General features: G+C 60.9%; 19 protein-coding genes. 12 read left to right on the forward strand and 7 right to left on the reverse strand.

Annotation, left to right across the window (positions count from 1 at the left end):
• Positions 1-16 precede the first annotated feature (16 nt).
• Positions 17-739, forward strand: coding sequence for a fumarylacetoacetate hydrolase family protein (locus P0O24_RS05315; protein ID WP_394356704.1), 723 nt, complete (start codon positions 17-19; stop codon positions 737-739).
• 75 nt (positions 740-814) lie between these two features.
• Here the strand turns inward: P0O24_RS05315 and P0O24_RS05320 are convergent, their stop codons facing one another.
• The 6 genes from P0O24_RS05320 to P0O24_RS05345 all read right to left on the reverse strand — a co-directional run bounded on the left by P0O24_RS05320 (position 815) and on the right by P0O24_RS05345 (position 7,737).
• Positions 815-1,873 carry a hypothetical protein gene (locus P0O24_RS05320; RefSeq protein WP_316968702.1) on the reverse strand — a complete coding sequence of 353 codons (1,059 nt, stop codon included), beginning with the start codon at positions 1,871-1,873 and terminating at the stop codon, positions 815-817.
• A 159-nt stretch (positions 1,874-2,032) separates the two neighbouring features.
• A complete protein-coding gene (locus P0O24_RS05325; RefSeq protein WP_316968703.1) occupies positions 2,033-4,198 on the reverse strand; it encodes an STT3 domain-containing protein in 2,166 nt (721 codons plus the stop codon).
• 112 nt (positions 4,199-4,310) lie between these two features.
• Positions 4,311-4,781, reverse strand: coding sequence for a peptidylprolyl isomerase (locus P0O24_RS05330; RefSeq protein WP_394356708.1), 471 nt, complete (start codon positions 4,779-4,781; stop codon positions 4,311-4,313).
• A 190-nt stretch (positions 4,782-4,971) separates the two neighbouring features.
• On the reverse strand, positions 4,972-5,139 hold the full coding sequence (locus tag P0O24_RS05335) for a hypothetical protein (protein ID WP_316968705.1): 168 nt from the start codon (positions 5,137-5,139) through the stop codon (positions 4,972-4,974).
• A gap of 125 nt (positions 5,140-5,264) precedes the next feature.
• Positions 5,265-5,516: a PRC-barrel domain-containing protein gene (locus P0O24_RS05340; RefSeq protein WP_394356705.1), complete on the reverse strand. Its 252-nt coding sequence runs from the start codon at positions 5,514-5,516 to the stop codon at positions 5,265-5,267.
• 10 nt (positions 5,517-5,526) lie between these two features.
• Positions 5,527-7,737: a CDC48 family AAA ATPase gene (locus P0O24_RS05345; protein WP_316968707.1), complete on the reverse strand. Its 2,211-nt coding sequence runs from the start codon at positions 7,735-7,737 to the stop codon at positions 5,527-5,529.
• A 234-nt stretch (positions 7,738-7,971) separates the two neighbouring features.
• Between P0O24_RS05345 and P0O24_RS05350 the strand changes: the two genes are divergently transcribed.
• The 10 genes from P0O24_RS05350 to P0O24_RS05395 all read left to right on the forward strand — a co-directional run bounded on the left by P0O24_RS05350 (position 7,972) and on the right by P0O24_RS05395 (position 17,515).
• Positions 7,972-8,376: a hypothetical protein gene (locus P0O24_RS05350; protein ID WP_316968708.1), complete on the forward strand. Its 405-nt coding sequence runs from the start codon at positions 7,972-7,974 to the stop codon at positions 8,374-8,376.
• A gap of 10 nt (positions 8,377-8,386) precedes the next feature.
• The gene (locus tag P0O24_RS05355; protein ID WP_316968709.1) at positions 8,387-9,616 is read left to right on the forward strand and encodes an ATP-binding protein; all 1,230 of its coding nucleotides are present in this window, start codon (positions 8,387-8,389) and stop codon (positions 9,614-9,616) included.
• A complete protein-coding gene (locus tag P0O24_RS05360; RefSeq protein WP_316968710.1) occupies positions 9,616-10,803 on the forward strand; it encodes a VWA domain-containing protein in 1,188 nt (395 codons plus the stop codon). Before P0O24_RS05355 ends, P0O24_RS05360 begins: the two co-directional genes overlap by 1 nt.
• 9 nt (positions 10,804-10,812) lie before the next feature.
• On the forward strand, positions 10,813-11,838 hold the full coding sequence (locus P0O24_RS05365) for a class I SAM-dependent methyltransferase (protein WP_316968711.1): 1,026 nt from the start codon (positions 10,813-10,815) through the stop codon (positions 11,836-11,838).
• Positions 11,839-12,284: 446 nt separating this feature from the next.
• Positions 12,285-13,217: a BMP family lipoprotein gene (locus P0O24_RS05370; RefSeq protein WP_316968712.1), complete on the forward strand. Its 933-nt coding sequence runs from the start codon at positions 12,285-12,287 to the stop codon at positions 13,215-13,217.
• Between the two features lie 262 nt (positions 13,218-13,479).
• Positions 13,480-14,658, forward strand: a complete 1,179-nt coding sequence (locus P0O24_RS05375; RefSeq protein ID WP_316968713.1) for a saccharopine dehydrogenase family protein — start codon at positions 13,480-13,482, stop codon at positions 14,656-14,658.
• A 195-nt stretch (positions 14,659-14,853) separates the two neighbouring features.
• Complete coding sequence (gene nspC, locus P0O24_RS05380; protein WP_394356709.1) at positions 14,854-16,014, forward strand: carboxynorspermidine decarboxylase; 1,161 nt, start codon at positions 14,854-14,856, stop codon at positions 16,012-16,014.
• Positions 16,015-16,085: 71 nt separating this feature from the next.
• Positions 16,086-16,472 carry a YdhR family protein gene (locus P0O24_RS05385; RefSeq protein WP_316968715.1) on the forward strand — a complete coding sequence of 129 codons (387 nt, stop codon included), beginning with the start codon at positions 16,086-16,088 and terminating at the stop codon, positions 16,470-16,472.
• Positions 16,473-16,490: 18 nt separating this feature from the next.
• A complete protein-coding gene (locus P0O24_RS05390) occupies positions 16,491-16,940 on the forward strand; it encodes a formylmethanofuran dehydrogenase subunit E family protein (protein WP_316968716.1) in 450 nt (149 codons plus the stop codon).
• A 29-nt stretch (positions 16,941-16,969) separates the two neighbouring features.
• A complete protein-coding gene (locus tag P0O24_RS05395; protein ID WP_316968717.1) occupies positions 16,970-17,515 on the forward strand; it encodes a ribbon-helix-helix protein, CopG family in 546 nt (181 codons plus the stop codon).
• A 7-nt stretch (positions 17,516-17,522) separates the two neighbouring features.
• On the opposite strand, the gene P0O24_RS05400 is transcribed toward P0O24_RS05395, so the two are convergent.
• On the reverse strand, positions 17,523-18,473 hold the full coding sequence (locus P0O24_RS05400; RefSeq protein WP_316968718.1) for an NAD-dependent epimerase/dehydratase family protein: 951 nt from the start codon (positions 18,471-18,473) through the stop codon (positions 17,523-17,525).
• Between the two features lie 179 nt (positions 18,474-18,652).
• On the opposite strand from P0O24_RS05400, the gene P0O24_RS05405 reads away from it, so the two are divergent.
• The gene (locus P0O24_RS05405; RefSeq protein WP_316968719.1) at positions 18,653-18,808 is read left to right on the forward strand and encodes a hypothetical protein; all 156 of its coding nucleotides are present in this window, start codon (positions 18,653-18,655) and stop codon (positions 18,806-18,808) included.
• Positions 18,809-19,030: the final 222 nt, after the last annotated feature.

A 19,030-nucleotide genomic window follows, 5' to 3' on the forward strand; every position in this document is an offset into this window, starting at 1 on the left:
CGAAGGTGATTCTCTTTTGATGGTCAGGTTTCAGTTCGAAGATACGGTTTATAGAGGTAGAGTGGCTGGAAGGTCCATCGAGGCTGGTGGGAGGTTCTACGACCTGGATGAGGTGGAGATCCTCGCCCCCTGGGAGACGACCAAGGTCGTCTGCGTCGGCCTCAACTACGTCGAGCACGCCAAGGAGCTGAATATGGATCTGCCGAAGGAGCCGATCATTTTCCTGAAGCCCCCCACGTCGGTCATCGGCCCAGGGGCGGATATAGTGATCCCCCCCTCCAGCAGCCAGGTCGACTACGAGGGGGAGCTGGCAGCGGTCATCGGCAAAAGGTGCAAGAACGTCGCCGCCGAGGAGGCGGACGATCACATCCTGGGGTATATGAACTTCAACGACGTCACCGCCCGGGACCTCCAGAGGCGGGACGGCCAGTGGACCCGGGCGAAGAGCTTCGACACCTTCGCGCCGATGGGGCCTTACGTCGTCGACGCCGACCCCGCCTCCTTGAAGATCCAGACGAGGGTGAACGGGACGGCAAGACAGAGCTCTGTCACCTCAGACCTGATATTCTCGGTCCCAGAGCTGGTGGAGTTTATAAGCACCATCATGACCCTCCTCCCCGGCGACGTCATAGCATCGGGGACGCCTCCCGGCGTAGGTCAGCTCAAGGCCGGAGACGTAGTGGAGGTGGAGATAGAGGGGCTCGGCGCTCTCAAAAACAGGGCGGTGGCAGGGGGCTGAGCCCCCTTTTTCGGCTCCACGGTCGTTGCCATCTTTTCGCCTCCTCTTAGGCCCAGCCCTCCGATGGATCGCTCTTCAGCCTCTCCTCCGGCGGACGATGAGGACCGCTGCGGCGCCGATGAGGAGGATGGCGACGGCAATCGCCGCTTCGGAGGTGCCCGAACCCTCGTCTTCCGGGATTTCGATCGTCTGGGGCCTGAGAGGGATCGTCGCCTCTATGATCCTCTCCTCGACGTCCAGGAGATCGCCTTCTCTTCCGAGGAGCTGGACCGTCAGCCGGTAGATCCCCGGCTCCAGGGTCCCGTTCCACGAGATCTCTACAGTTTCGTCGTCGCCGGCGAGGAGGATCGGCGTCCTCTCCTGGACGCTGGTCAGGAGGGTATCGCTTCTATGCAGGTCGAACTTCAGGAAACCCTCGAAGGGTACTCTGGACCTGCCCATCACCGTGGCGCTGGCTCCGGTCTCGTCACTGTAGGTGTCGGTGATCTCGGCGTCTTCTCTCGCGGTGAAGCTGTTCATGAAGGCCCTCGTCTGACCGTCCTTCTTCTCGACGATCTTCACCCTCCCCGTGTACTCCTCCCCCTTCTCGAGGATCTGCTTCCACTCAAGGCTCAGGTCAGTAGGAGAACGGAAAGAACCGGCTATAGGGACCGACCCCCTCTTCGAGACGTACATCGCCCGGCCGTCCTTGACGAGCATATAATATATGTCCACCACCGCCATGTCTTCGGAGTATATCAGAAGGGTCATACCCCTGTGGTCGGCGTGGACGTCCCGAACGTCGAACCTGATGGCGATTCTTCCGCCGTAATAGAAGCTGGTGCACATATCGGAGACGGTCACTCCGTCTCTTATCAGTTTAGCGCAGGCGTCATAAGACCCCTCAGAAGCCTCCGGCACCCCCCAGGCGACTATCCAGGTGCCGGGACCGTCCAGACCGAGGGTCTTGGTCTCGATAAGACCGTCTTTCGAGGATGATAGATCGACCTGGAGGATGGAACCTGCCGCATCTCCCGTGACGGTGACGTCGCAGGAGCTGAGGTCCGAATATATCTCCGTCACCTCTTGGGCCTGGGCAGAAGCGGCGATGACGACGAGCGCGATGGCGAGCATGAATGGAAGAGACAATTTCATAGCGAATCCTCGCATCAATCTGCGTTATCAGCATCTTTGAAATAGCCACCGATCAGATCTTGGCATCCGGGGTTGGTGGCGACCCCCATCTGCCCTGGAAAGCTCTGACCTCTCCGATAGAGGTCGGAGCGGGTTTAATACTTTTGGAGGATGGAAGTGTCAAAGTTCGACCATCATCACCCTCCCATGGATTACCTCCTCCTCCGCCACAAAGACGAGCTTCCTCTCGCCCCCAGAGGATATTATGTAGGGTCCCAGGGCCCGGACCGCGCCGCCCCCTTCTGTCGAGTAGGGGACTATCAATTCGCACCTCCCATTTTGAGCCGTCCCGCTCATGGCGTACTGGAACAGTCTTCCCTGATTTGTGGTCAAGTTCAGGGTTGCGATGATCTCCTCGTCCGCTCCGGAGGCGACGACGATCCTGGCACCGGCGACCACCTCGAAGATCTTGACCTGGTCTGCCGGAGAGGCCGACCCCATCGGCTCAGACTCGTAGATCAGCCGGAGATGGCTCATCTCCCGACAGTCGTACAGGTGGCAGCGGGCGAGGGTGGTTCTCATGAACTTCTCTGTATGTTGGCGGCCTGCACCGTCGTTCCTGACGTAATCGGTGGGCTCTTCGCCGATCCACAACGGGATCGCCGATAGCCCCGAACCCACCATCTTCGAGTCCGTCACCACGTACCGCGACCTCCTCTCATCCAGGATCCTCTTTGCCTCCGTCTCGCCTCCGGAGAGGAAGAACCTGGCCGCATCCTCTGCCCCCGCTTGAAATCCGTTGGCTACGACCGGTCTCTTCGACCTGTATAAGATCCAGTTGCCCCGGTCCCACCAGCACAGGACGCCGTACTCTGGGGCCTCCTCCAGCTCTCCAAAGCTTCGGGTCTCCATCGAGTTCTCCGCGAGCCAGAGGAGGGGGGCATCCCAGCCGTCTTCAACGATGGCGGGACGGACCGAGAGCCCCTCGGAGACGGTCGCCGCCGATGGGATTAGGAGGAGGATGAGGAGGGCTGGGCCGAAATATCTCGAAAGGTCCTCGCTCCTACCCCATCTCGAAGCGTCGAAGATCGCCACCGCTCTGAAGAAGAAGAGGGGCATGAGGACCGACATGCTGGCGGATAAGACGTAGAGGAACCTGTTCTGGAAGAGGGCGAAGATCAGGATCGAGACCGTCCAGACCAGGAAGAGGAGCTGATCTTTATCGATATTCGACCTCCAGAGGCAGGCGAACCCCATGACGGCGATCGTCAGATTGAAACCGGTGACGGAGAGAGGTCTTACGGCGGCATAAAGGGGGGCTGCCTCCGCCACTTTATGAGAGAGGCTACCGCCGAAGAAGTAGCTCAAAGCCTCGTTGAAGAGGAGAGATGCCCCCATAGAAGGGCCGAGGGCGTAGGCGGCTATCAGGAGGAGGTAGCCGAGGGCTGCGACCGCCGGGAGAAAGGCGGGCCAGGGGAGGTCCCTCTCCCGAAAGGTCCGGGATAAGAGGAGGATGATCGATGTCATCAGGAGAAGGGCGGCTGCGGTGAAGAAAGAGGGGGTGAGCCAAGCCTCCTTCCAGAAGGGGATCATCAGTATCAGGCATACCCCGAAGGCGGCAAGGAAGATCGAAAGGTCGTCCTCAGAGGAGGTCCTTCGGCGGAGGTGGAGGGTGGCCTGGATTGCGATGTAGACGAGGAACGTCCCGATATATGCTCCGGCCCCGATCCATGTATAGGCGAGAGAGGCCATAAAAACCCCGGAGCAGGCAGCATAAAAGAGCCGTTTATCCTTGCTTTTGAGGGCCAGGACCAGAAAGAGGAGGATGTTCACCAGGAGGAAGGTCTCAAATACGTGGTGATCGGGGCGGCCGAATATGGATGCGCTGGCGTGGTGGGGGTTGAGGGCAAAGAAGAGGGCCGAGAGGAGGGCGACCCGCCGGCCGAAGAGGGCCCGGGCCAGAAGGTAGAGGGAGACGATGGCGAGAGAACCGAGGATGGGAGGGACGATCGCCCCCACCATCTCCACCGACCTTTGAGATCCTGCGCCCAGGAGGAGGGCTGTCCCGGCTATGAGCTGATCAAAGAGGGGGGGCCACAGGAGCTCCATCCCCTTCGGGTAGTTGAGGTAAGGGTCGAACCAGAGTGTGGAAGGGAAGTGTTCGACGGTGTAGAGGACCCTCCTCATGTGGTAGTAGGAGTCAGAGCCGTAAAATAGGACGTCTCCGCCGACGAGCGCCCCCCTCATGGGCGCCAATCTGACGAGGAGGCCGAGGAGAGTTACGGCGAATACGCCTGCGACCTCCTGCACTTCTCCTCGATCCAGCCCCGGTGACCCCCCTCGCATTTCTTACCGAATCGTCGGAGAGGGTATTTACATGTTGTGACGGGGCTGCCGTACGATCCCGGAATCGGATATGCCAGAATGGGAATAGAAAAAATTGAAAATGGAGACGGGCTCAGGAGACGACCCTCGCCCTGACGATGACGACGTCTTCGAGGGGCCTGTCCCCGGCGCCGGTCTTCACCTTCCCCATCCTGTCGACGACTTCCATGCCGCCGACGACCTCACCGAAGACCGGATGCATCCTGTCGAGGTAGTTGTTGTCGACGAGGTTTATGAAGAACTGGCTTCCGCCGGTGTTGGGGCCGGCGTTGGCCATGGAGACCGTCCCCCTGTCGTTTCGGTTCTGGCGGGAGAACTCATCTTTTATGGCGTAGCCGGGACCGCCGCGGCCTGTCCCCGTGGGGTCTCCGCCCTGGATCATGAACCCGTCGATGACCCGGTGGAATACCACGCCGTCGTAGAAGCCGTCGGCGACGAGCTTTTTGAAGTTCCCGGCGGTGACGGGCATATCGTCGCGAAGCCGAATCGTCACGTCTCCCATGTTCGTCTCCAAAAGGACCATCGCCCCCCCGGATTCTTCCATCCTCTTTCCAGCATCCTCATCTTTTGTCAAACAACCAGCTCCAAAGATCGCGATCAAGACGATGACTCCGACCACCAGACGAGATCTCCTCTCGGTCATCGGCTGAGAGTTGCTGCGAAGAAAGTTAAGCTTTTCCAGGCCGAGGAGAGATCTAAGCAGCAGAGCCTCTCCCATGGGGAATGGTCGCCTTTCACCATAGAGAATCGGCCAGAAATAAAGCCCCCGCCAACGCCGCCAGGGCGCCTAAGAGGACCACCGCGACCCCGGCAAAGTCGCCGCCGTCGAAGAGCAACCAGCCCTGGAAGACCTTCACCAGCCCCCAGAAGACGAGGAAGAGGCCGGTGATCGGCTTTATCAAGCCGCCCCCCCCCCGTCTCCGTCGATCCGCAATCTGTCGATCCGCAATCTGTCGATCCGCAATCTGTCGATCCGCAATCTGTCGATCCGCAATCCGAAGGTCCGTACTCTGGAGGTCCGGCCACCTCACCTTTCAGCCCTCTTCTCGTCGATGACGATGTAGTCCTTCAGGGCGCATACCGAGGAGAAGGGGACGAGGATCAGCTTCCCCTCCCTTCTGTACCTGGTGGGGTCAAACTCCGAATCGGGCTTCACCAATAGGTCGATGAGCCTCCCTGTCTCGGGGTCGAGGATGATATTCTCCAGCTCCCCCAGGACCGTCCCCCCCATCGTCACGATCTCCTTTCCTGCGAGGCTCCGGGCGTAGATCTTGGCCAATGGACCCACCTCACCGGTACCCCAGATAGGAGGACGGGTCGACCTTGACCCCTCCTCTGAACCTCTCGTTGATCCGCTCGTAGTACCGCACCATATTCTCCTCGAAGCTGGGCCTCACCTTCTTCAGAGCCTCCCGGTAGTGTCTCATCTCCACCTCGCCCGCCTCCGGGTCCTCTCTCAGAGCGAGCATCACCGCCTCCCTGCAGAGGGACTCGAGGTCCGACCCCACATAGCTCTCCGTCAGCTCCGCCAGCTCTTCAAGGCTGACGTCGTCTCCGCTCGGCGTCTTCGACGTATGGATCTTGAGGATCTCCAGCCGCCCCGCCCGATCCGGGGGGCCGACGAAGAGGAGCCTGTCGAACCTCCCGGACCGGAGGAGGGCGGGGTCGATGATGTCCGGCCGGTTGGTGGCTGCGACCACCACCACGTCCTTGAGGGTCTCCAGGCCGTCTAGCTCTGCCAGGAGCTGGTTTACCACCCGCTCGCTCGTCCTGTGCCCCTCCTCCATCCCCCTCATGGGGGCTATGGCGTCGAGCTCGTCGAAGAAGATTATGGCGGGCGAGACCTGCCTCGCCTTTTTGAATACCTCCCTCACCGCCTTCTCCGATTCGCCCACCCACTTTGAGAGGAGCTGGGGGCCCTTGACGGATATGAAGTTCGCCTCCGTCTCCATGGCGACGGCTCTCGCGATGAGGGTCTTTCCGGTGCCGGGGGGGCCGTAGAGGAGGACGCCCCGGGGCGGCCTGATCCCCATCTCCTGGAACTTGGCGGGGCGCTTCAAAGGCCACTCCACCGACTCAATGATCTCCTGCCGCAGGGGGCCTATCCCTCCGACGTCCTTCCAGCTGACGTCGGGGATCTCTACGTAGACCTCCCTCATGGCCGAGGGTTCGATCTCCTTCAGGGCGTTCTCGAAGTCCTCGACCGTCACCGACATCCCGTCGAGGACCTCACTGGGGATCTCGTCGTCGAAGGATATCTCCGGCAGGTGCCTTCGGAGGACCTTCATCGCCGCCTCCTTGCAGAGGGCGGATATGTCGGCTCCGACGAAGCCGTTGGTTCTGTCGGCGAGGTCGTCGATCTTCACCGATCCGTCGATGGGCATGTTCTTTACATGGATCTCCAGGATCTCCTTCCTGTCGGTCCTGTCGGGGACGCCTATCTCGATCTCCCGGTCGAACCTCCCCGGACGCCTCAGAGCCGGATCGATGGCGTCGATCCTGTTGGTGGCTCCGATCACCACCACCTGCCCCCTCTCCTTGAGGCCGTCCATCATGGCGAGGAGCTGGGCGACGACCCTCCTCTCCACCTCCCCGCTCACCTCACCTCTCTTGGGGGCAATGGAGTCGAGCTCGTCGATGAATATTATCGAAGGGGTGCTCCGGTTCGCCTCCTCGAAGATCTCCCTGAGCCTCTGCTCAGACTCGCCGTAGTACTTGGACATCACCTCGGGCCCGGCGATGGAGAAGAAACTGGCGTTCGTCTCGTTGGCGACGGCCTTCGCGATGAGGGTCTTTCCCGTTCCAGGGGTGCCGTGGAGAAGGACGCCCTTGGGCGGTTCGATCCCGAGCCTGGTGAAGATCTCGGGGTGCTTCATGGGAAGCTCGATCATCTCCCTTACCCGCTGGACCTCGTTTCTGAGGCCTCCGACGTCCTCATATGTGATCCCCGTCCCCTTCACCGAGCCGAAGCCCTTCGCCGGTCGATCTAGGAGGGATAACTCGGTCCTCTCGGTGATCACCACCACGCCATCGGGATCGGTCTCCGTCACCATCAAGGGGACCGCCTCCATCCTTCCTATGAAGGGGTGGCCCGAGGTGCTCATGATGGGGAGGATGTCCCCCCGGACTATGGGCCGCTTCAGGGTCTGCCTTTTGATCTGCTCGACGGCGTCCTCGCCGTAGTAGGTGTGAGCTCCGGAGGGCGGGGAGAGGACGGCCCTGAGCGCCTCCGCCTCCTTCGCCTTCCTGATCTTCACCCGATCCCCTATGCTCGCACCGACGTTGTGCCTGATGAAGCCGTCTATCCTGATGTAGTCCTGGCTCCAGTCCTGCCGGTCGGCACGCCAGACCTTGGCGGCGGAGGTCCTCCTCCCCTCGATCTCGATGATGTCTCCCGGCGATAGCCGCAAGGTCAGGAGGGCGTTGGGGTCGAGGCGAGCGATCCCTCGGGCCGAGTCGTTGGGGTAGGCCTTCGCCACCTTGAGCTGAATCTCTTTCACGTCTCACACCTTAGATGATGATATGGCTATATCGATTTAAGGCTATCCTGATCGCGAACACAATTGCAAATTGTGGCAGTATTATATTTGACGCTTTTGGCCCCCATGGCGGGGTTTGGGATGCCGCATGACGCTGGATCTCAGCTCCAGGTATAAAATATTAAAACGTCTTGGGTGGCGGACGATCTAAACCCTTTTAATCCACCAGGACGTATCCTTTTCCGGTGAACTCGTTTGGAGAGGGAATGGGAGATAGACGTATCGGTTTCGGATATAGGCTCGATCTTCACCCTCCTGGGCATCGCCGTAACATCGGCGGTGATGGGGGCGGCGGAGATCGCCTACACCATGCTCTGGGTAACCTCCGCCTACGAGAGGAACGGCAAGGACTTCTTCCTCGACCTGCTGTACGCCACATCCTACACCTGGACTGCGGAGTACGTCATCGTGGCGGGGTCTGTGATCCTGATATCGGCGATCATTTTCCTGGTGACGATGAGCATATCTCTCGTCTACCTAAACAACATCTCGACCAAAAAGAGGAGGCAGAACCTCAACCCTCTCTTCGGACTCTACTTTTTGGGGCTGTCGCTGCTCATAGTGACCCTCCTTTCGGCGATTATGCTCAGGTACTATTGAGGTGGCAATTTTGCGGATAACCGGCGTCATAAGGGAAAGAAGTGAGGGGGGACCTTCCGACAGGATCGCTTCGAAGGCGGGTCAGGATGCGCCCTCGAAGAAAGTTTCGTCCGCCCGAGAGGGGGATGGGATCGGAGCCGGAGAGAGGTCGTCGAGGTCACAGGGCGGTTCCTTCGCCCCGATGGACGGGGGAAGAGAGGGCTTCGCCCTCGCCCATTTGAGGTCGAAGAGGCTCCTATACCCCTTCGCCGCCATCGTCGGCCAGGAGAAGATGAAGCGTGCCCTCATCCTCAACGCCATCAACCCCTCCATCGGGGGGGTCCTGATCAGGGGGCAGAAGGGGACGGCCAAGTCCACCGCCGTCCGGGGGCTGGCGGAGGTCCTCCCGGGGATCGAGGTGGTGACGAGCTGCAGGTTCGGCTGCGATCCGGGGGACGGGGAGAACCTCTGCTGGGAGTGCGCCGAACGGCTGAAGGAAGGAATCCTCCCAACGGAGGTGAGGCCCATGAGGGTCGTCGACCTCCCCGTGGGGGCGACGGAGGACCGGGTGGTGGGGTCTCTGGACATGGAGAGGGCGCTCCGGGGCGGGGAGAGGGCCTTCGAGCCCGGGGTCCTGGCGGAGGCTAACCGGGGGATACTGTATGTAGACGAGATCAACCTCCTGGACGACTACGTCGTCGATGCCCTCCTGGACGCCGCCGCCATGGGGATGAACGTCGTGGAGAGGGAGGGGGTGAGCGCAAGCCACCCCGCGAGCTTCATCATCGTAGGGTCCATGAACCCCGAAGAGGGGGAGCTGCGGCCCCAGCTTCTCGACAGGATCGCCCTCCAGGTGGAGGTCGAGGGGATATCCGACGTCGAGCAGAGGGTCGAGATCATCGAGAGGTCCAACAGATTCGCGTCAGACCCTGCCAAGTTCAGAAAGGAGTTCGAGGTTGAGGCCAACAGGCTCACCAACAGGATCGTCGCCGCGAAAAAGGCCCTCCCCAGGGCGAGCTGTGGGAGGGGGGAGCTTTTGAAGATCGCTAAGATCTCCGTGGAGTTCGGGGTCGACGGCCATCGGGCGGACATCATGATCGAGCGGGCGGCGAGGACGAACGCCGCCTTCGAAGGGAGAGTGAGGGTCGAGAACGGGGACATCGTCGCCGCGGCGGAGATGGTCCTGCCCCACCGGATGAGGAAGACCCCCTTCGACGACGGCGAGTTCAGCCCCGAGAGGCTCCGATCGATGGTGGCCTGATGGTCCCGCCGGCGCCAAAGCCCCCCCACCCCCCTCCGGAGGAGGTGGCAGCCATCTTCAGAAGAAACCTCGATCGAGATTACGGCTGCAAAGTCCTCTTTTCCGGAGGGCCCGCTTTGGGGATCAGGATCCCTCGGGCGAGGGCTGGCATGATCACCGTCGAAGACGTCTCGCAGATCAGGTTGATCCTGGATACGCGAAGGCCGTCGATCAGGACGGAGGAGATCGACGCCGTCATCCTCCTGGGGGACGAGACCTTCGTGGAGATCGACCCCGAAGCCCTTCTGTCCCTTCTGTCGTCAAGCCGGGGCGGAGGAGGCCTCAATTCTGGCGACCTCGCCGGCATCCTCGACCATTTCGCCAGGTCAGAGAAGAGGACCGCCTCGAAGTCGCCGGCCCCGGGGAGGAGGGCGGAGGTCCTGGCCTCGGGAAAGAGGGGGAGGTACGTCCGGGCCCGGATGCCCCGGGGAAAGGCGAAAGACGTCGCCCTAGCCCCCACCATCAGGGCGGCGCTGGCCCGCCCCGGCGGAGGCGGCGCCAAGGGCGGAGGAGTTGTCATAAGGGAAGAGGACCTCCGGGAGAAGGTGAGGCGCCGGAAGGTGTCCACCCTCATCGGGATCGTCCTCGACTCCAGCTTCTCCATGGAGGAGTGGGGGTCGGTCGCCAGGAAGGTGGTGATGGAGCTTCTGAAAGACGCCTACCAGAGGAGGGATAGGGTGGCCCTCGTCTCCTGCTCGGGGAGGGTGGCTAAGGTCGTCCTCCCCTTCACCCCGGCGGCGGTGACCGCGAAGGGGCGCCTCGACGGGATCGAGTACGGCGGGACGACCCCCCTCGCCAGCGGCCTATTGACCGGCTCCGCCCTCCTCGCCCGGGAACGGGAGAGGGAGCCTTCGGCAGTCCCGATCCTCGTCCTGATCACCGACGGGACCGCCAACGTACCTCTGGAAGTAGCGGGGGATCCGGGCCGGGAGGCGGAGGAGGTCGGCCATGATCTGAGGAGGTCGGGGGTACACCTGCTGGTGGTGGACGTCGGCATCCAAGGCTCAAAGCTACCAGAGAAGATCGCCATCGCCGCCGGAGGAAGGCATGTCAAGACCCAGGGACCGAGCCAGGAAGAGATCTACGCCGCCATCAAGGGAGAGCAGATGGAGGCGTCGGGGATCAGCAGGGCCGACGGCCGAAAGTGAGGCACTCTTATGGCGTCTCTGGGGCTGAAGGTCAGGAGGGGTGAGGGGGAGGGCTTTCGGCGGAGGCTCGTGGAGATCGGAGCCTTCGACCGGTCCCGGAAGATCAGGACCGAGGGCGGCGACCTTTATATGCCCATCCTGGAGCTCTCCTGCGAGGCGAGAGAGGAGCTCGCCGGAATCGGAAAGTTCGAGGTCGTCGAGGCAGAGTTCCAGGACGAGGCTCCGAAGGAGACGGTGGAGGGGCTCCTCGGTCACAAACCGTCCTTCGAGGTGGTGGGGGACGTGGCAATCCTGGAGGACCCGAATGAGGTGGCGGCCGCCGCCATCATGGCAGTCCACAGGAACGTCCGCGCGGTGATATCGCCTCTTTCTGCGGTGGAGGGGGAGTTTCGGACCCGGCGGTTCCGCCCCGTCGCCGGGGAGGAGCGGACGACGACAGTCCACAAGGAGCACGGCCTGAGGTATCGAATCGACCTGGAGAGGGCCTACTTCACCCCCCGCCTGGGGACAGAGAGGCTCAGGGTCGCAGGGCTGGTGAGGTCCGGGGAGGCGGCCTTCGACATGTTCGCCGGGGTGGGCCCCTTTGCCCTCCTCATCGCGAAGAGGGGGGCGAAGGTCGTCGCCGTCGACAAGAACCCCGATGCTGTGAGGCTGCTGCGGGAGAATGCCCGCCTCAACCGGATCGACGAGATCGTCATCATGGAGGCCGATGCCGCAGATCTGGCAGAGCGGTACGAGAACTGTGCCGACCGGATCATCATGAACCTCCCCCATTCCGCCCGAGACTTCCTGGGGGTGGCGATGAAAATCGCGAAGGACGGCGGGGTCGTCCACTACTACGCCATCGCCCCCGAGGACAACCTCTACGCCAGAGATACGGCTTTCGTCGAAGATGCGGCGAGGGACGCAGGCGTAGAAGTCGAGATCCTCCGCCGCGGGGTCGTTCGCAGCTACGCCCCCCACCAGTACAACATCGTCATCGACTTTCGGGTGGACAAGCCCCCAAAGGAGGCGGAGGAGGCGACCCGCTTATAAATAGACCGAAAGGTATATATTCGTCAAATGACGTAAATGGGTATGGCAAAAGTCGTGAGCTATTCTCTCCCTCTACCCTCCGTTAACGACTTTTGCTCCTCCCTCCTTTTAAGATCCTGGTTCTAAAAACGAACCGGCCTCAATGGAGAGTTTCAAAAATCCGACTAATCTGAATATAATCTATTAAAAAAATTATTCTTTAATTTAAATAGAAATGCTGTTTTCAACGATGACTTTGCAGGATTTAATTCATCTGCTCAAATAAATTGTTCCCTCCTTCCCCACAAATTCCCTTTTCCCTCTTGTCAATCAGTAATCAGCAAGCAAAGCCGTATAATAGTAGAAAATCCCACCCGGAAGACGTGACACAAAGATTATTCCCCGTTTTAATAATAGCGCTTATATTCGCGGCGCCATCGTCGGCCAACGCCGACGAGAGCGCCGTGTTGGTCGTCCACTTCATCAACGGCGCCCTGGGAGACGGTTCCTTCTTCGACTCGGCGGCCCGAGGGATAGCTGAGGCGGAGGCCGAGCTCGGGATCGAGGTGGTGACGATCGAGGCGGGCTACAACTCCTCAGCATGGAGGGAATTGCTGGAGGCTGCCGCCGCCGGCGAGGATTACGACCTCCTGATCACGGGGACGGCGCTGATGCGCGATCTCCTCTCGGAGGTCGCAAAAAAGCACCCCGATAAGAGGTTCATAATCTACGACTCCTCCGTAGACTACTCTGAGGGCAGCTATGAGAACGTCTACTCCGTCGTCTACCGCCAGAACGAGGGCGCCTACCTTGCGGGGGTCTACGCCGCCCTGATGACGGAGTCGGGGACGATCGGCATCCTCGGCGGCCAGAACTCCACCACCATAAACGACTTCGTCGTGGGCTACCGGCAGGGCGCGCAGTCCGTGGGCCCCGAGGTCGTGGTCCTGGTGGAGTATGCGGAGAGCTGGGACGACCCCGCCCTCGGCGAGGCCCTGGCGGCGGAGATGTACGGGAAGGGGGCAGACATCATATTCCAGGCGGCGGGGACGACGGGCCTCGGCGTCTTCCGGGCCGCTGCGGAGTCTGGGAAATACGCCATCGGCGTCGACTCCGACCAGGCGATGATGATCGAGGAGACCGACCCCGAGGAGGCTTCCACCATCCTCACCTCGATGATGAAGAACGTCGACGCGAGCCTCCTTTGGGCCCTGGAGCTCTACGTCAACGGCGTCCTCCCCTTCGGCGGGGCCGAGACCCTGGGGATCCGGGAGGGGGGCGTGGGGCTGGCTCGAAACGATCGCTACGATGAGGCCACCCCCGCCGCCGTCAAGGCGGCGATAGATAGGGCAGAGTTGGAGATCAGAGAAGGGAGGACGAGGGTCAAGACGGCTTTCTGACGAGGTCGCCGAGGGGCTTGCAGGGAGGGGCGGTTTGGGGATAGGCGGTTTGGGGAGACGGCCCAGGGCGCCGGAGCCGGATCCACCGTTCCCACCTCGCTTCTCAGGCCATTGAGCCACCCCCGGAGCTCGTCGGCGCCGGCCCGCAGGGCCCGACGGAGGATAACTTTTTAGCCGATTCTCCAAGAAGAGTGGTAAGCCATGGGCAGAAGGGCGCAGAAGCAGTCTAGGTCACAAGATAAAAGACGTGAGGTGGATGAGAATGGGGAGGGTATTGATCATCGGCGCCGGGGGCGTGGGAGGTGTCGTCGCCGCCAAATGCGCCGAGGTTCCCGAGGTCTTTTCTGAGGTGGTCTTAGCCAGCAGGACGATAGAGAAGTGCGAGCGGATACGAAGCCGGATCGGCCAGCCCATCGAGATCGCGGAGGTGGACGCCGACGACGTCCATCAGCTCGTCGACCTGGTGGAGGAGGTCTCAGCCGAACTGATCGTCAACGCCGCCCTCCCCTACCAGGACCTGACGATCATGGAGGCGTGTCTAGCGACGGGGGTAGACTACCTGGACACCGCCAACTACGAGCCGAGGGACGAGGCGAAGTTCTGTTATCGGTGGCAGTGGGATTATCACTCCCGGTTTCAGGAGCGGGGGATCATGGCCCTCCTGGGATGCGGCTTCGATCCCGGCGTGACGAACGCCTTCTGCGCCCATGCTTCAAAGCACGTCTTCGACGAGATCGAGAGGATCGATATCCTGGACTGTAACGGCGGCGTTCACCGCCACCCCTTCGCCACCAACTTCAACCCCGAGATCAACATCCGGGAGGTGACCGCCCCCGGCAGGTACTACCAGGACGGCCGGTGGATCGAGGTCGCCCCCCTCTCGGTATCCAAGACCTTCGACTTTCCAGGGATCGGGGTCCGAGAGGTCCGCCTCCTCTACCACGAGGAGCTGGAGTCCCTGGCGAAGAACATCCCCGACGTCGGAAGGCTCCGGTTCTGGATGTCCTTCTCTGATGAGTACTTGACCCACCTCCGGGTCCTTCAGAACGTCGGGATGACCAGGATCGACCCCGTCGTCTACGAGGGGAGGCAGGTCGTCCCCCTCAAGTTCCTGAAGGCGCTCCTCCCCGATCCCGCGGGCCTCGGCGAGGGGTACCAGGGGAAGACCTGCATCGGATGCCTCATCGATGGAAAGATCGACGGAGATGAGAAGAGGTACTTCATCTACAACATCTGCGACCATGTCGAGGCCTACCAGGAGGCCTCTGCCCAGGCGGTCCACTACACCACAGGGGTCCCGGCGATGATCGGGGCGATGCTCATCTCCACCGGGGTCTGGAGGAGGGAGGGGGTCTTCAACGTCGAGGAGCTCGACCCCGACCCCTTCATGGAGCTACTGCCGAAGTTTGGCCTCCCCTGGACCGGGGAATTTCTGGACTGACGACGAGGTATAGAGATGGAGGCGAAACGGTCGAAGAAGGCGAGGGAGAAGGAGTTCAGATCGGCGGGGATGGGAGCTGCGGCGATCGAGGCGCTGGAGGTCGGCGAAATAGAGGGCGATGCGATGGAGGGCGATGCGATGGAGGTCGCTGCGGAAAGGAGGATATCAGGATCCGTTCTGGAGGATATCGGCGAGATGGAGGTCCCTACCCCCTGCTACATCCTGGACGAGGCCGCCTTTGAGAGGAACCTCGATATCCTCGACTCCGTCCAGGACCGGACCGGCTGCAAGATCCTTCTGGCCCTGAAGGGGTTTGCTGCCTGGAGCCTATTTCCGCAGATCCGTCGCCACCTCTCCGGCGTCGCCGCCAGCTCCCTTCACGAGGCCCGCCTCGGCTTTGAGGAGTTCGGCGGCGAGGTCCACGTCACGGCCCCCGCCTACAGGGAGGAGGAGTTCGTCGAGCTTCTCGGTTACTCCGACCACATAGTCTTCAACTCCTTCTCTCAGTGGAGACGGTTCAGGCCGAAGGTAGAGGAGGGGAAAAACGACGGCGAGGAGGTCTGCTGCGGGATCAGGGTCAACCCCGAGCACCGGGAGGTGAAGGTCCCGATCTATGACCCCTGCAGCCCGAACTCGCGCCTCGGGACGACTTATAGAAACTTCAAGGATGCTGTCGTAGACGGCGGCGCCGACGGCGACGATCCCCTGGCAGGGATCAGCGGCCTTCACTTCCACAACCTCTGCGAGCTGGGGGCCGACAGCCTCAAAAGGACCCTCGCGGTCTTCGAGGAGAAGTTCGGCGAATACCTCGATGGGATGGAGTGGGTGAACTTCGGGGGCGGCCACCATATCACCCGGCCGGGCTACGAGATCGACCTCCTCTGCGAGACGATAAACGACTTTGCGGAGAGACGGTCCCTCGAAGTCTACCTGGAGCCCGGCGAGGCCGTCGCCCTCAACGCCGGGGTCCTCGTGGCATCGGTCTTGGACGTCGTCGATAACGGCATGAAGATAGCGATCCTGGACACCTCAGCCGCGGCCCACATGCCCGACGTCCTGGAGATGCCCTACCGGCCCGAGGTCCAGGGGGCTGCCCTCACAGGAGAGCTTCCTCATGACTACAGGCTCGGAGGGATGACGTGCCTTGCGGGAGACGTCATGGGAGACTACTCCTTTTCCCGGCCCCTGGAGGTGGGCGACAGGATCGTCTTCCTGGACATGGCCCACTATACCATGGTGAAGAACAACGCCTTCAACGGGATGCGCCTGCCCACCATCGCCATCCGCGACCCTTTTGGGGAGACGAGGATCGTCCGGAAGTTCGGGTACGAGGATTATAAAAACCGGCTCTCATGAGCCGCCCCACCCCTCTGCCGGAGTCGGGGATCAATTGCCGCGTTCCAAGGAGGATACGATGGAGGAGTTAGATGGTTGCTGAAAAGAAGGCGCTCTGGGTGGTATTCAGGCCTGAAAAGCCGGAGATGACCGAAGCGATGCGCGAGAAATTTCTGGTCTCATACCAGGCGTTTCGAGATATGGAGGGGCTCTACAGCAAGGTATGGTGGACCGATCCTGATAAGGGTGAGTGGGGGGCGATGTACGTATTCCGCTCCGAAGAGGACCTCCAGGGCTACCTCCACTCCGACCGCTGGCAGAATAAGATCCCCGAGAAGTACGGCTACAAACCCCAGGTCGTCGCCGTCCTCGACCTGGGTCCGATCCTCTACAAAGAGGCAGTCCTCGAAGGGGAGGGGTCGTGGCTCTCGGAGCCTGAAGATCGGATCCGCTCCGGCGATCTCTCCGACGACGGATGAAACGCCGGAGGGATCCCCTTGGAGATAAAGGCCGAAGAGGAGGGTGGGGCAATCATCGAAGATGCGGTCCAAAAGGCCGTCGAGTTTCACGGCCATCTCGGGCCCTTCCTCGTCCTGGGGGTGAGGATGGGGCACCTCGCGAAAAGAGAGCTGGGATCTTCGGGGTTTGAGGGGATGAGGGCGGTGGCCAAGACGGGAAACGTCCCCTCCCTCTCCTGCCTCCTCGACGGGATCCAGATCTCCACCGGCTGCACCATGGGCAACGGGAAGATCTCCGCGGAGCCTCCTGGCATCCCTGAGGCGGAATTCTCCGCCGGGGAGAAGAAGGTGACCATAAGGGCGAAGGGCGAGGTCGTCGAAGAGATCAGGAGATGGAGGGAGAGGTACGCCTCCCTGGAGGAGATAGCCAGGAGCATCCAGGGGAGGTCAGACGAGGAGCTCTTCGGTTCAAAAGCACAAAAAAGGTAAAATAGATGCGGCGGGAAAGGAAACTCGCTATGGCAAAAGCGCCGGAGAGGGTGACGATAGCCCTGGATACGGAGGCCGCAAAGCTCTTCCGAGAGATGAGGGAGGATCTGGGTATATCTCAGAGCGAGCTGATGAGGGCGGCCCTGAAGTTCTACAGCAAGCACAAACCCCTCTTCGACTCCGTCGACGAGGAGAAGATCTACGCCTACTCTGATCTGTTGTCCGTCGGCGAGCATATCATCCTGGACATCGACCACTGGATCCTCTTTCTCAGCTTCATCGAGACCCACCCGGATAAGGAGAAGTTCTGGGAGATGCACCAGAAGGTATCCCTGGCCCACGCCGAGGAGTTCAAGCAGAAGAACCAGAAGGCTGAGGCGGTCCTGAGGAGGCTTGAGCTCTGCAACCTCTTCAAGGTGAGCAAGACCTCCGACGCCGACTTCACCCTCCTCCTCGGCTACGACATCCCCAAGAGGTTCGTCAGGACGGAGGTGGAGGACATCTTCTCCAAGATGGGGATAAGGGCGGACGTAAAAGAGGACTTCTCAAAGCTCCGGGTCAAGCTCCTCCCGTAAATCCGGCTCATCGGCGCAGAAGCGCCTCCGCGGCCGCCTCGATCGCCTCCCGGGAGGTGCGGCGGGGCCTCCAGCCCAGGTTCTCCATCGCCTCCGTCGATAGGAGCATCGTCTTGACGTCACCCCTCCAGCCCCGCCCCTCGATCCCGCCGGTGTACCTGTATTTGACGCCCGAGAGGTTCATCTTCTCGACGACTACGTCGGCGATCTCGGTGACGTCCACCGAATCGTTGGATCCGACGTTGAAGACGTTTACCCGATCCGTGGAATGGGCGATGGCAAATATCATCGCATCGACGCAGTCGTCGACGAGGAGGTAGGACTTCCTCTGCCTCCCGGAGCCGAGGATCTCCAGCTGCGAGCCGTCCATTTCCAGCTTCTTGATGAAGTCGACGATCACCCCGTGGGTCCCCCGTTCTCCGACGATGTTGGCGAACCTGAATATCCAGGAGCGCATACTGAAGGTCCCGCAGAAGGCGGATATCAGCGCCTCGGAGGCGAGCTTCGACGCCCCGTAGAGGGATATGGGGAGGAGGGGGCCGTAATCTTCAGGTGTCGGCACGATCCTGGCCTCGCCGTAGACGGTGGAGGTGGAGGCGAAGGCGATCTTTCTGACGCCCTTCTTCCTCATGGCCTCGAGGAGGTTGTATGTGGCGACGACGTTCTGGTTGAGGTGGGTCTTTGTGTCCGTGGCGCCGACCTTGACGTCGGGGTTTGCGGCGAGGTGGAAGACGAGGTCGATCCCCTCGAGGGCGGCCTCGGTGGCGGGGGGATTCATAAGGTCAGCCTCGATGAGGGTGAAGTTGGGCCTATTCAGGTGGTCCTCGAGCAACTCCCTCTTTCCGGAGCTGAAGTTGTCGAGGACGGTGACCCTGTTCAATTCAATGAGCCGGTCGACGAGGTGGCTACCTATGAAGCCCGCCCCGCCCGTCACCAGGATGGATCTATCTCTTATCAACTATCTTCGCCTCAACCAGGAATTTGGGGAAGCTGGATTTTACGATGTCGGTCGATGAGGAATATCCTCCCCCTTCATCTCGTCAGAGGGCCTTTATATATCTCTGGGATTTGAGATGGCCTTTTGGAGATGCCGTTCACTAATCCGTATTCCGATGTGACCTCACCCCCAAGGGTCGGGTGGAGATGATAGCATCGCTGACAGATCTCATAAAGCACGACGAGGATAGGGTGATGATCATCGATTTCAGACCAGTCGAAGGGACGGCGGAGGAAATGATAGATTTTCTGGGGGTCCCTAGAGCTGAAGAGAAGGCGAATGTGATCATCGTATGATCCTAAAATTGGCGATCTAGTGCTCCAAAACATAAATTATAAATCATATAAGACTTGTCAAGATTAAGATTGTGCCAAGAAATAAGACCTACATTGTGACTTTGAAGGATGGAGACGAAGCTAAATTACAACAATACCTTCGGAAGGGAGTAGCACCTGCGAGAAGCTTAACTCGAGCAAGGATACTGCTGATGACGAGCGAAGGGCGTTCAGATAATGAGA

The organism is Candidatus Methanocrinis alkalitolerans, assembly GCF_029167205.1.
GTDB lineage: Archaea > Halobacteriota > Methanosarcinia > Methanotrichales > Methanotrichaceae > Methanocrinis > Methanocrinis alkalitolerans.